Origin of the sequence: Sorangium sp. So ce321, from assembly GCF_051530195.1 — a bacterium.
Lineage (GTDB): Bacteria > Myxococcota_A > Polyangia > Polyangiales > Polyangiaceae > Sorangium.
In genome coordinates, this window is the sequence record NZ_CP150329.1 from 14,054,459 (window position 1) to 14,067,753 (window position 13,295).

Consider the following 13,295-nt stretch of genomic DNA (forward strand, 5'->3'; position numbering starts at 1 on the left):
TCCCCGCGGGAGGACAGGCGATCACGGCAGGGCCGCGCCGCGGCCGTCGGGGCGTTTTGTCTCAGGCTATCCTCGCCGTCCGAATCACTGTGGCGCGATCGCCGCGTCGCTGCGGGCGCGCCAGCTCGCTCGTGTCCGGCAGCTCCGTTTCGCCGCGACGCCACCCGAGCTTCACGGCCGTATCCGCCCGCGGCGCCTCCAGACAGCATGTTTGATCCGCAGCGCGCGCGGAGAAGTCAAGACCTGTCACGGCCAGAGCCCGGGCGTGCTCGTGCTGACATGACGTTGTGATGCCGGGTCGCACCCCGCGTCGCGTCAGGTGCGTCATCCGCTCGCGGCGCCTCGCGCGGTCCCGGCGTGACGCCGAACGCCTCCAACGCGCCGAACGCGCCGAACGCGCTGAACGCGCCGAACGTGAAGACACGCCGAACGCGCGCGCCGAGCCCAGCAGGCTGAAGGGTAGAGAAGAGCAATGTCCCGACGGGCGATTTCCGCCTGGAGGCCCGATGGCCCTTCGCGATAAAGTGCACGCCGATGCCGTTTGCCTACGAAGAGCGCAACGCGCGTCATCGAGGTGGGTCGTGGGTTTGAGAACCTCTTATCTGGCTTTGATGGTGGGATTGCTTCAAGTGACGGCCGCCTGCGGCGGGGACGCCTCGTCTCCGGGCGCGGCCGGCACCGAGAGCGGGTCGAGCTCCGGCGGCGGCTCGGGTGGCGGGCCCGGCTCCGGAGGGGCCGGCGGTGAGCCCGAGTTCACGGTCGGCAGCGGCGTCGGGCTGACCGGCAGCGGCGGCGCCGGGCCGGACCCCTGCGACGTCGCCGAGCCGCCGCCCGAGTGTTTCCTGCCGCCCGACCCCGCCTGCGGCGACGGCGCGCGGAACCAGGAGAGCGAGGCCTGCGACGACGGCAACACCTTGCCTGGCGACGGCTGCTCCGGTCAGTGCCAGGTCGAGCCGTACTGGGAGTGTACGACCCCCGGCGAGCCCTGCGTGATCACCATCGCGTGCGGCGACGGCATCCTCCACCCCGGCGAGTTCTGCGACGACGGCAACACCGTCGACGGCGACGGCTGCAGCGCCGATTGCTACTACGTCGACTCATCGCACGTCTGCCCGCGGCCGGGCGAGCCGTGCATCCTGCTCTACGACTGCGGCGATGGCCGCGTGAACGGCGCGGAGGAGTGCGAGGACGGCGACGACCCGCCCGCGTCCGGCGACGGCTGCGACGCCGAGTGCAAGCGCGAGGCGGGGTATCAGTGCAGCCGCCCCGGCCAGCCGTGCACCCGCCTCCCTGTCTGCGGCAACAGCGCCAAGGAGACCGGTGAGGGGTGCGACGACGGCAACACCGCGAGCGGCGACGGCTGCTCGAGCCTGTGCCGGCAAGAGCCCTTTTATTTCTGCCCGACGCCCGGCTCGCCCTGCGAGCTGCTCATCGAGTGCGGCGACGGCGAGGTGCAGCCGGGAGAGCTGTGCGACGACGGCAACACGGCGGACGGCGACGGCTGCAGCGCCGATTGCCAGGTGCGGGACCCGTCGTACGTGTGCCCCGAGCCGGGCGAGCCCTGCCTGCTCCTCTACAGGTGCGGCGACAGCCGCGTGAACGGCAGCGAGCAGTGCGACGACGGCGAGGCCGTGCCGGACAGCGGCGACGGCTGCACCGCGGACTGCCGGCTCGAGGAAGGCTGGGTCTGCAGGCCTGGCCAGCCCTGCACGCGGAGGACCTATTGCGGCGACGGCGCGGTGCAGGTCGGCGAGCAGTGCGATGACGGCGGCGGCGCGTCGCCCGAGGGCGGCGACGGCTGCACCGCGCAGTGCAAGATCGAGCTCGGCTGGACGTGCCCGCCGCGCGGCGGCGCGTGCACCCCGCCCCCGCCGCCGGTCTGCGGCGACGGCGTGATCGGCGGCGCCGAGGTCTGCGACGACGGCGAGCGCCCGCCGGCCGACGGCGACGGCTGCAGCGCCGACTGCCGGACCATCGAGCCGGGGTGGGACTGCTCGCGCGTCGGGTTCCCCTGCAAGACGGTCTGCGGCGACGGGATCAGGATCGGCGCCGAGCAGTGCGACGACGGCGACGCGTTCGGCGGCGACGGCTGCGACGAGACCTGCAAGATCGAGCCTGGGCGGGTGTGCACCGACAGCCGGCCCCAGGACTGCAGGGGCTTCTCCGAGTGCGGCGACGGCGTCCGCGAGGGCACCGAGGTCTGCGACGACGGCAACGCCAGCTGGCACGACGGTTGTACGCCGGACTGCAAGCGCGAGCCGGCCTGCACCGGCGGCGCGTGCAGCTCGGAGTGCGGCGACGGCATCCTCCTGCCCGGCGACGCCGCCGAGCAGTGCGACGACGGCAACAACGTGAGCGGCGACGGCTGCTCCGCCGCGTGCACGGTCGAGGCGGGCTACGTCTGCTCGGTGGCGCCCACCGAGATGCGGCTGCCGATGGTCATCCGCGACTTCATCGGCTGGTGCCCGGAGACCTACAACACCGCCACGAGCAACTCCGCCTGCGACGCCAACCTGACGGACTCCATCACGGGGCACTTCGATTTCGAGATCACCCCCGACGGCAGGCAGACCGACGGCACCGTGCAGACGACGCTCGACGCCGACGGCAAGCCCGTGAACGCCTACGGCAACCCGTTCATCACGCCGAGCGCCGCGAACGGCTGGACCTCGGGGCAAAACAACTTCCGGTGGTGGTACCGGGACAACCCCAACTACAACCGGACGCTCATCACCACGATCGAGCTGACCGATGCGGGCGGCGGCAGCTACGTTTACCAGCGGAACCCGTTCTGGCCGGTGGACGTCGACCCGCCCGGCGCCGATCCCGCGCTCGACAGCCTCGTCGCCGACGGGCTCGAGAGGGCGCGCGACCCAGGGCACAACTTCTACTTCACGAGCGAGGTCCGGTACTGGTTCCAGTTCACCCCGGACACCACCGCGAGCAACAACCCGGTGCTCACCTTCTACGGTGACGACGACGTCTGGGTGTTCATCAAGAACACGCTGACCGCGGACATCGGCGGCATCCACGGGCGCGCCCAGGAGAGCGTGACCATCCTCGACAACGGCGACGCCCGCGTGAGCGCCTGCACCGGCGACGGCTGCACGGGGGCGGGCCCGGCGCGCACCGTCGACCTCAACCTCGAGGCGGGCAAGGTCTACGAGATCGTGGTGTTCCAGGCCGAGCGCCACGTCACCGGCTCGAACTACCAGCTCACGCTGGCGGGCTTCAGCGCCGGCACGTCGGTCTGCACGCCGCAGTGCGGGGTCAACCCGCCGGTCGTGACGCCCGGGGAGGAGTGCGACGACGGCACCGACAACGGCACGGGCTACGGCAAGTGCAACAACTGCCAGCTCGGCTCCTACTGCGGCGACGGCGTCAGGAACGGCCCGGAGCAGTGCGATAACGGCGTCAACAACAGCATGTACGCCAACGCGTCCGGCGCCTGCGCGCCCGGGTGCGTGAACCCGCCCCGCTGCGGCGACGGCTCGGTCAACGCCCCGTACGAGGCGTGCGACCTCGGCGCCGGCAACACCGCGAGCGGCTACGGCGGCTGCACGACCTCGTGCGAGATCGGGCCGTCGTGCGGCGACGGCACGGTCAACGGCGCCGAGCAGTGCGACGACGGCAGCAACGACGGCTTCTACGGCACCTGCAACCCGAACTGCACGCGCGCCCCGCGGTGCGGCGACCGCAGCGTCGACGAGGAGTGGGGCGAGGAGTGCGACGACCCGGCCGACCCGAACTGCGTGGCCTGCCAGCTCGGGGCCCACTGCGGCGACGCGGTGGTGCAGGCGAGCTACGGCGAGGAGTGCGACGACGGCATCAACAACGGCGGCTACGGCGAGTGCGCCCCCATGTGCCTGTACGGGCCGCGCTGCGGCGACGGCGTGGTGCAGCCCGACGAGGAGGACTGCGACCTCGGCGAGGGCAGCAACACCGGCGCGTACAACGGGTGCGATGAGCGCTGCTCGTACGGGCCGTACTGCGGCGACGCGATCATCAGCGGCCCCGAGACCTGCGACGACGGCGTGAACGACGGCTTCTACGGCAGCTGCTTCCCGGACTGCACGCCGGCGGCCCAGTGCGGCGACAGCAGCGTCGACGAGGAGTGGGGCGAGCAGTGCGATCCGCCGAACGAGGCGACCGGCTGCAGCGAGAACTGCCGCCTCGGCGCCCAGTGCGGCGACGCGGTGGTGCAGGCCAACATCGGCGAGCAGTGCGACGACGGCGTGAACGACGGCGGCTACGGCGAGTGCGGCCCGCAGTGCAAGTACGGGCCGCGCTGCGGCGACGGCGTGGTGAACGGCGCCGAGCAGTGCGACGACGGCGACGGCAACAACACCGGCGGCTACGGCAAGTGCGCGCCGGGCTGCGTCTACGGGCCGTACTGCGGCGACGGCGACCGGCAGAGCCTCTACGAGGAGTGCGACGACGGGAACAACACGAGCGGCGACGGCTGCAGCTCGGCCTGCGAGTACGACAGCCAGCCTCTCTAGCCGGACGACCGGGTGAGCGGAGCGGCGCGCGTCGCCCGGCGCGCGCCGCCCGCCCCCCGGGCCGCGCCTCCCCCCCGGGCCGCGCCTCCCACCCCCTCCGCCGCCGCCCCTCTCCGCCGCGCCCCTCGGCGCGCGACGGCGGGAGCGCCCCGGCTCACGGCGCCTCCGGCACCCTCGGCCGCACCGTGGTGTCCCCCGGCGGCTTCTCCAGGAGGGGCGGCCCCGCGACGGGCAGCCATATCTCGAAGACCGCGCCCCCCTTCTGGGCCTTCCGGTAGCTGATCTCCCCGCCGTGCTCGAACACGATCCGCTGCGCGATCGCGAGCCCGAGCCCCGTCCCCTTCTCCTTGCTGGTCGCGTACGGCTCGAACAGGCGCGGCACCATGTCCTCCGCCACGCCGGGCCCGTTGTCGCGCACCACGATCCGCACGCGGTCGTTCGGCAGCGGGCCGATCGTCACCGAGACGCGCGGGTCGCGCCGGACCGCGCCCGCCGCGTCGAGCCCGTTCTGGACCAGGTTCGTGAGCACCTGGATCATCTGGTCCCGGTCCGCGGAGACCTTCGGGATCGGCTCGGCCACGAGCTCCACGCGCGGCAGCGCTGCCCCGCCCGCCCCGGGCGTCTCGGTGACGATCGCCTCGCCCGACACCGGCGCCGCGTGCAGCGTCACCACCCCGCGCGCGACCGCCACGAGATCGACGGGCTCCAGGTTGGGCGGCGGCAGGCGCGCGAACCGGGTGAACTCGGTCACGATGTTCGCGATCCGGTGCACCTCGTTCAGCACCGTCGACGTCGCCTCCTCGAAGTAGTCGTCGAACGCCGGGTCCTCGCGCTGCCGCAGCCGCCGCAGCGTCTCCACCGCCGCCCGGATCGGCGCGAGCGGGTTCTTGATCTCGTGGGCGATCTGGCGCGCTACCTCGCGCCGCGCCGCGATGCGCTCGGTCGCCGCCAGGCGCTTGCGCATCGCCGCGAGCTCGTCGATCGTCGCGTTGAACGCCGCCGCGAGATCGGCGATCTCCCGCCCGCCGCGCCCCTCCACCCGCCGCGGCGCGCCGCTCATGACCTCGCGCGTCTCGTGGGCCAGCGCCACGAGCGGCCGCGACAGGCTGCGCGCCAGCACCACCGCGATCGCGAGGGCGATCGCCAGCACCGTGGCGCCGGTGAGCGCGATCGAGCGGTCCAGCCGGGCCAGCGCCTGCCGCAGCGGGTCGCGCGACACCGAGGCGACGACGTCGAGGCCCGGGACCTCCGGGAAGTGCAGGACGCGCGCCACCTCCGCCTCGCTGCTCCGGGGCGCGGGCTGCCCCTCGCGCGCCGCGGTGAGCCGCACGTCGTACGCGTCGCCGATCCGCGCGAGCACCGGGCCGATCCGCCGCGCGCCCACGAGGCCGAGCGTGACCCCGTGGCTCGACAGGGCGCAGTGGACCTCCAGCGACGGCTCGCCCCCCGCCTTCGCCGGCCGCAGCCGCGGCGCGCCCCCGGGCGCCTTGATCAGCTCCGACAGCCGCGCGTCGCGGGTGCCGATGCGCGCGGCGTCCTCGGCCCCGAGGACGCTCCCGTTGCCCGCCACGAGCGAGAGCTCGTCGAGGCGCAGCGCCTTGGCCTGGCTCGGGACCTGCCGGCGGATCGCGATGCGGCTCGACGGATCCATGGCGTCCGGGTCGCCCTTGGCCCGCTCGAGCTCGACGTGGGCCTTGTCGACGAACGTGTCGTGCTGGCAGAGCGGCGGCAGGAGATCGCCCAGGGCGTCGGCCTCCCACGCGAGCTGCTGCCGGACGCCGGCGTGCGCCGCGTCGATCCGGTCGGCGAAGCCGCTCTCGATGATCTCCCGCGACGCCTCGCGCAGGGTCAGCCCGACGAACGCCGTCGCGATGATCGCGACGAGCCCGAAGGCGAGCAGGAGGCGAGCGGCGAGGGGCATGGCGGGGCCGTGACAGCCGGCCGGCCGCGAGGCCGCCCCGGCCGCCAGGACGGCCGGGCGGCCGCCGCGGACCGCGGCGGTGGTGGGTCTCGATACGATGTCGATGGTAGAGGAATCTTCGGCCGCGCCGAGCCCTCCGCGACGCGCTCCTTCTCCGGCGCGGTCTCCGTGGATACGCGATCGGCCCGCGGTCGTCCAAGTTCGCGGCTTTTCCCCCAGCCGCGCGGGCCCGCCCCTGCGCCTCTGCCCAGGAGGTCTCGGTCCGCTGCTCGCCTCCCCTCGGCGGCTCACCGCGCTTCTGCCGCGCGCTCTCCTTGCACCGGGGGGCACTCGCCTCTTACGCTCGGTCGTCCTTCGAGGTCGTCGGGTGCGCGCTGGCCCACGCACGCGCCGCGGCTCGACCGCGCTGGAACGCACGAAATGAACTCCAAGCAGCTCCCCATCGCCATCGCCGTAATCCTCGCGTTCATCGGCTTCGGCTTGAGTCTCGCGTCGAAGTCGCTGGCGGAGTTCTCGAGCCAGCTGTTCATGTTCTTCGGCATCTCCGCGGCGGTGGCGGTGGTGTACGCGAGCGTCGCGGGCAAGGGCGGCGTCCCCCTCGGGGGCCTGCGCGACGCGCTCCGCGCGGCCGCGCGGGGCAAGCGGCCCAAGCTGCCCGAGGGCGCCCCCGCCGACGTCGCCGAGACCTACGAGCAGATCGCCGAGATCGCCGGCCGCCAGGCCGAGCTCGCGGAGGAGCGCCACGCGCTCGCCGAGGAGCGCGACAAGCTCGCCCGGGAGCGGGACGGCCTGAGCCGCGAGCGCGACGGGGTCGAGCGGCAGCGCGACACCCTGGAGCGGGAACGCGACAACCTGAGCCGCGAGCGCGACGGGCTCCTGAAGGAGCGCGACACCCTCGAGCGCGAGTGCGCGGCGCTCACGCGCAAGGTGAACGACCTCGCGCAGCGGGGCCCGGACATCGACGTCGACGCGCTCGTGGACTCGGTGCTGCGCGCCACCACCGGCGAGCGGGTGCGCGTCCCGCCCGGCGCCCCGGCGGAGCTCTCGCGCCTCTACACGGAGCTCACCGGCATCGCGGAGCGGATCTCCCAGGCCGAGCTGCGCGACAAGCAGCGCCGGACCGAGCTGGCGCAGGCGACCGTGCTCCTCGACGAGCTCCTGCCCAAGCTGAGCGACGGCGTGAGCAGCGTCATGCACGCGAGCGAGCAGGCGATCGTCTACATCCGCGACATGATCACCGCGCTCGCGAACATCGCCCAGTCCGTCGAGTCGCTCGCGTCGAGCGCCGAGGAGTCGAGCTCGAGCATCCTCGAGATGACGGCCACGAACGAGGAGGTCGCCGAGAACGTCGGCGAGCTCGGGTCGAGCGTGCGCGAGACGGTCTCGTCGATCGAGGAGATGGCCTACTCCATCCGCGAGGTCGCGAAGAACGTCGACGCCCTGGCGCTGACGGCCGAGGAGACGAGCTCCTCGATGAACCAGATGGACGTCTCCATCGACCAGGTCCAGTCGAACGCGAACGAGACGGCCCGCCTCTCCGAGGAGGTGGCGACCGACGCCGAGAAGGGCGCCGAGGCGATCCTGAAGACGATCGGCGAGATCTACCGCATCAAGGAGTCGAGCCAGGAGGCCGTGGCGGTCATCTCGAACCTCGGCTTCCGGATCGAGGCGATCGGGCAGATCCTGGCCGTCATCGACGACGTCGCCGAGCAGACGAACCTGCTCGCGCTGAACGCCGCGATCATCGCCGCCCAGGCGGGCGAGCATGGCAAGGGCTTCGCGGTCGTCGCCGACGAGATCAAGGACCTCGCCGAGCGCGCCGGCGGCAGCACGAAGGAGATCGCGGAGCTCATCAAGACCATCCAGTCCGAGTCGAAGAACGCGATCGCCGCCGTCGAGCGCGGCGCCCACAACGTCGACCGCGGCGTCGAGGTGTCGAACGAGGCCGAGCGCGCCCTGAAGAAGATCCTGGAGAGCTCGCAGAAGTCGACGAACATGGTGCGCGCCATCGCCCGCGCCACGGTCGAGCAGGCCAAGGGGTCGAAGCAGGTCACCGACGCGATCGGCCGCATCGCCGAGACGGTGCAGCAGATCGCCGCCGCCACGGCGGAGCAGGCGCGCGGGTCGGAGCTCATCATGAAGAGCGCGGAGAAGATGCGGACCATCACGCAGCACGTGGAGCGGTCGGCCCAGGAGCAGGCGCGCGGCGGTCGCCAGATCACGAGCGCGATCGAGCAGATCTCGAACCAGGTCCACAGCCTCAACGCCTCGCACCGCAGCCAGACGCGCGGCGGCGAGCAGCTCATCGAGGCGGGCAAGCGCATCGAGGAGGCGGCGCGGCAGCAGGACCAGGCGGTGCGGCAGCTCGTCAGCGCCGCCGAGCGGATGCGTCGCACGGCGGCGATTTGACCCCACGCCGCCCTCCCGCGCATAGGCAGCATCCATGGCGCTGACGATCGTGGTGCTCGCGCCCGCCGAGGCGGGCAAGGAGGACGGTGGCGAGCTCTCCCTGACCCTGGACGCGCCCCGCATCATCATCGGCCGCGCGGAGGGCTGCGAGGTGCGCCTCCCCGACGCGAGCGTGAGCCACCGGCACGCGTCGATCCGGCAGCGCGGCGCGACCTACCTGCTCCTCGACGAGGGCAGCGAGAACGGCACCTTCCTCGGCAAGACCCGCATCGCCCCGCGCACGGCGATGCCGCTGCGCTCGGGCGATCGCATCCGGGTCGGCCGCGTGTGGCTCGCGCTCCGGATCGAGCCGGCGATCCCGAAGGGCGCCCCGGCCGCGGTCGCGAAGGAGCTCGCCCTCGAGCTCGTCGCGCGCGGCCTCCAGGCGCAGGGCGAGGACCCCGCGCCGCGCGTCGTCGTCGTCGACGGCCCGGACCGCGGCCGCGAGCTGCGCCTCGACCAGTCGGGGCGCCCTTACATCCTCGGGCGCGCCAAGGACACCGACCTTGCCCTCGACGACCCGGACCTCTCGCGCCGTCATGTGGCCATTACGCGCAGGGGTGATCAATTCTCGGTTCAGGACCTCGGATCGCGCGTCGGGGCTTTGCTGGACGGCGTTCCGGTGCCTCAGTTCGATACGGTGTGGCGTCCTGGACAGGTGCTCGCGCTCTCGGGCAATCGGCTCGTGTTCGAGCACCCGGCCGCGGAGGCGCTCGCGGAGATCGAGCGCAGTCCGTGCGAGCTGCTCCGTCCAGACGCGGTGTTCGAGGCGCCTTCGCCCGTCGAGCCGCCGGCGGCGGCTTCCACGCCGACGCCTTCTCCTGCCTCCGCGAGCACGCTTTCGCCGCTGGCGCGGCCTGAGGTGTCGGCGCCTCGCGTCGCCCAGGGCGGTGGTGGTGGATGGGGCTTCACCGAGGCGCTCATTGCATTGCTCGCGGTCGGTGTGCTGGCCCTCAGCATTGCAGGACTGCTGTGGCTGCTTGGACGCGGTTAGCGTCTTGACGTCGCGCGCGCGCAGAGTTGGAAGAGCGCAGGCCCGGAGAGGTGCGCATGCGTGCGATCCGAATGAGAGCTGAGGACGAGATCGAGTACACCGCGGCGGAGCTTCAGGCGGAGGGGATCCGGTGCGAGGCGTTCGACCCGGGCGCAGCCGCGCCGGCCCTGCAGCGCGTCCTCGCGGAGCGTGGATGGACGGAGCACGAGGACGTCCACCGCGACATGAGCAGGCCTCGAGACGAGGCGGAGAGCGCGAGAGAGGCGGATGAGCACTGCCACCTCGGCGACGAGGTGCGGCTCTTCCTGGAGGGGCAGGCCCTTTATGACGTCCGCTGCCTGAACGACGAGTGGCTGCGCATCTGGGTCGGCGCGGGCGATCTCGTCGTCGTGCCGGCGCGGCGCTATCATCGCTTCGTGGCGAGCAAGGCCGGCGCCCTCCGCTACGTGCAGCCGTACGGGGGCCGTCACCTGCTCATGCAGCTCTACCGCGTGTCCGACGACAGGACGCGCGCTTTCTGATCTCGAGGTACCCGATGGCGCGCCCTTACCGTCTCGTCACGTCCGCGACCCGGATCCCTGTCCCTGGCGGCAAGCTGATCGAGGAGCTGTTCGGCCGCGTGAACACCGGCACGGACGGGTTCAGCCTGGCGCACATGGTGGCCCCGCCGGGGTGGAGCGAGCCGGCGCAGACGCCGTCGTTCGGCGAGCTGACGCTGATGATCCGCGGCCGCATGCGGGTCGAGATCGCGGGAGAGACGGTCGACCTCTCTGCCGGCCAGGCCATCTGGACGGAGCCCGATCAGCGCGTCCGCTACAGCAACCCGTACGACGAGGAGAGCGAGTACTTCGCCCTCTGCATACCCGCCTTCGCGCCGGATCTCGCGCGGCGCGACGGCGCGTGAGCTGAGCCGCGCGGCTCCCGTGCCGGCGCGCGGCGTTCGCGCCAGCGCGGCGCGCGGCGCAGATCGTGGATCCGCGGCGCGCGTCGAGCGCGTACTATGTCCCATGCTCTTCGATCCCGCGGAGTTCCGGAAGGTGCTGGGCCAGTTCGCGACCGGGATCACGCTCGTGACCACGGTGCAGGACGGCGCGCCGCTGGCGATGACGGTGAACTCGTTCAGCGCCGTCTCGCTCGATCCGCCGCTCGTGCTGTTCTGCGCGGACAAGCGGTCGAGGACGAGCGCGGCGATCGAGGCGTCGGGCGTCTTCGCGGTGAACATCCTGCGGGAGCAGCAGCGGGACATCTCGGACCTGTTCGCCGGCAAGGGCACGGACATCGATCGCCAGGCGGTCCTCACCGAGGCGCATGTGGCCGAGTCCGGCAGCCCGATCCTCAAGGACGTGCTGGCCTTCATCGATTGCAAGGTCGAGCACGCGTACGACGGGGGCGATCACATCATCTATGTCGGCCGCGCGCTCGCGTCGGGCCGGGGCGAGGCCGGCGCGCCGCTCCTGTATTACCGGGGCACGTACCAGGCGCTCGACGACGTCTGGCGGTGGCGCGACCGTTATGCGGCGAAGGAGCAGGCGATCCCGTTTCACGAGCTGGTCGACTTCTTCGATCGCATGCAGGCGGAGGGGCCTTATGCGACGCTCGTCGACGAGCTCGTCACGCTGGTCGATCCGGGCGTGGAGGAGCGCTGTCTCGATCTCGGCTGTGGCACGGGCCGCCTGGCGCGCGAGATGGGGCGCCGGTGCCACGAGGCGGTCGGCATCGACGCGACGTCGGCCATGGTGGAGCGCGCCTCGCAGCGGGCGAAGGCGCTCGGCCTGGACAACGTGACCTTCCGGGAGGCGGTCGCGACGCGGCTCCCGTTCCCTGACGCCTCGTTCGACGTGGTGACCTCGTCGAACCTGCTCTTGCACGTGCCCGAGCCGGGCCCGGTGCTGGCCGAGGCGGCGCGCGTGCTCCGCCCGGGCGGCCGCCTCGCGCTCCTGGAGCCAGCGCCCGTGATGAGCCGCATCGCCATGGCCGGCTACCTGCGCGGCCAGCGGTACAACCCGCCCACGGCCCACGCGATGCTCGCCTGGGCCGACGCGGCGGAGGTCACCTACCGCCACAGCGAGGACCGGCTCAGCGCCGACCTCAGCGGCGCCGGCTTCGAGGTCGACCGCCGCGAGCGCCGGATGAACGGCCTCGCCCTGCTCTGGGTCGCCCGCAAGCCGTAGGGGCCTGCCGGGCCGCGCTCGCCCCGCGCCGCGCTCACGCAGCCCGCCGCAGCCCCGCGTCCTCGACGAGCCGGGGTACCCAGTCCTCCGCGCCGATGGAGCGCATGTGGATGCCCGAGAGCCCCGGGATGTCGCGGAGCCCCCGGACGAGCTCCAGCGTGATCCGGTAGCTCTCCCCCTCGGCGTCGCCGCTCTGCCGGACGCGCTCGATCAGGTGATCGGGGACCACGAGGCCCGGCACCTTCTGCAGGAAGCTCAGCCGATCCACGCCCGCGAACGGGAAGATCGCCGCGATGAAGTGCGCGCGCTCGTGGAGCCCGCGCTCGACCACGGCCGCCATCCAGCGGCGCATCGACGCGAGCTCGAACACCGCCTGCACCTGGATGAAGCTCGCCCCCGCGTCGATCTTCGCGCTGAGCCGGTCCATGGCCCCGGCGATCGCCTGCTCGGCGCACGGGAAATCGATGGTCCCGACATGGAAGTAGGGCGCCGGCGAGATGACGTCTCCGTTGAAGAGCTTCCCCTCGCGCGTCAGCCGGCGGGTCAGCTCGATCGCCGCGTAGCTGTCGACGTCGCTCACCTCCTTCGCGTCGGGGTCCGAGCCGATGGCGCACGGATAGCCGCCGAGGACGATGATGTTGGACAGCCCGAGCGCCGCCATCCCGAGGAGGTCGCCCTGGAGGGCGATCCTGTTCTTGTGGCGCAGCGAGAACTGGAGCACCGGCTCGATCCCCTCCTGCTTCACGAAATGGCCGACTGCCATGTTGGCGCAGCGCGCCTGGGAGAGCAGGTGATCGTTGATCTGCACGACGTCGACGCAGTCCGCCATGCTCCGGGCGTGCCGGAGCAGCTTCTCCAGGTCGTGGTGACGCGGGGGCGTCAGCTCGGCGGACACGAGGAACCGGCGCTCGCTCAGGAGGCGCTCCATCTTCGATTTCGACACCATCTGCTGCTCCTTCCATCACTCGCCATCACTCGACGAACCTGATGACTCGGACCTTGACCCCGCGCTGGCCGCGGAACTGCGCGGCAGCGCTGGCGATGCGCGCCGCCTCCGCCCGCGCCAGGCTGCAGGGGAACCCGTATTTCTTGAGGATCCGCTCGCTCGCGATGTCGAGGGCCGTCCGGCAGCGCGAGACGAAGTCGTCGATCTCGTAGCTCTCCCCGACCTCGAGGTGCTCTTTCACGACGAGAGAAGGCGAGTAACAGACTTGCTGCTCGCCGCTCGGCCACTCGACCACGAAGCGCATCTCCGGCAT

Annotated in this window: 9 protein-coding genes; 6 read left to right on the top strand and 3 right to left on the bottom strand. The window is 72.3% G+C overall.

The window, feature by feature from the left end; translation table 11 throughout:
- Positions 1 to 611: 611 nt before the first annotated feature.
- The gene (locus tag WME89_RS52245) at positions 612 to 4,502 is read left to right on the top strand and encodes a DUF4215 domain-containing protein (protein WP_438006966.1); all 3,891 of its coding nucleotides are present in this window, start codon (positions 612 to 614) and stop codon (positions 4,500 to 4,502) included.
- A 154-nt stretch (positions 4,503 to 4,656) separates the two neighbouring features.
- On the opposite strand, the gene WME89_RS52250 is transcribed toward WME89_RS52245, so the two are convergent.
- The gene (locus tag WME89_RS52250) at positions 4,657 to 6,423 is read right to left on the bottom strand and encodes a sensor histidine kinase (protein ID WP_438006967.1); all 1,767 of its coding nucleotides are present in this window, start codon (positions 6,421 to 6,423) and stop codon (positions 4,657 to 4,659) included.
- A 420-nt stretch (positions 6,424 to 6,843) separates the two neighbouring features.
- Here WME89_RS52250 and WME89_RS52255 point away from each other — a divergent pair, with 420 nt between their 5' ends.
- The 5 genes from WME89_RS52255 to WME89_RS52275 all read left to right on the top strand — a co-directional run bounded on the left by WME89_RS52255 (position 6,844) and on the right by WME89_RS52275 (position 12,036).
- The gene (locus WME89_RS52255; protein WP_438006968.1) at positions 6,844 to 8,832 is read left to right on the top strand and encodes a methyl-accepting chemotaxis protein; all 1,989 of its coding nucleotides are present in this window, start codon (positions 6,844 to 6,846) and stop codon (positions 8,830 to 8,832) included.
- 34 nt (positions 8,833 to 8,866) lie between these two features.
- Positions 8,867 to 9,865: an FHA domain-containing protein gene (locus WME89_RS52260; protein WP_438006969.1), complete on the top strand. Its 999-nt coding sequence runs from the start codon at positions 8,867 to 8,869 to the stop codon at positions 9,863 to 9,865.
- Positions 9,866 to 9,936: 71 nt separating this feature from the next.
- The gene (locus WME89_RS52265) at positions 9,937 to 10,386 is read left to right on the top strand and encodes a 1,2-dihydroxy-3-keto-5-methylthiopentene dioxygenase (RefSeq protein WP_438006970.1); all 450 of its coding nucleotides are present in this window, start codon (positions 9,937 to 9,939) and stop codon (positions 10,384 to 10,386) included.
- 14 nt (positions 10,387 to 10,400) lie between these two features.
- Positions 10,401 to 10,769 (top strand): cupin domain-containing protein, encoded by a 369-nt coding sequence (locus WME89_RS52270; protein WP_438006971.1) that lies wholly within the window; start codon positions 10,401 to 10,403, stop codon positions 10,767 to 10,769.
- Between the two features lie 103 nt (positions 10,770 to 10,872).
- Positions 10,873 to 12,036 (top strand): flavin reductase, encoded by a 1,164-nt coding sequence (locus tag WME89_RS52275; RefSeq protein WP_438006972.1) that lies wholly within the window; start codon positions 10,873 to 10,875, stop codon positions 12,034 to 12,036.
- 34 nt (positions 12,037 to 12,070) lie between these two features.
- Here WME89_RS52275 and WME89_RS52280 read toward each other — a convergent pair whose 3' ends face one another.
- Both WME89_RS52280 and WME89_RS52285 read right to left on the bottom strand, forming a co-directional pair.
- Complete coding sequence (locus WME89_RS52280; RefSeq protein WP_438006973.1) at positions 12,071 to 12,982, bottom strand: methylenetetrahydrofolate reductase; 912 nt, start codon at positions 12,980 to 12,982, stop codon at positions 12,071 to 12,073.
- A 25-nt stretch (positions 12,983 to 13,007) separates the two neighbouring features.
- On the bottom strand, positions 13,008 to 13,295 hold the full coding sequence (locus tag WME89_RS52285) for an MSMEG_0570 family nitrogen starvation response protein (RefSeq protein ID WP_438006974.1): 288 nt from the start codon (positions 13,293 to 13,295) through the stop codon (positions 13,008 to 13,010).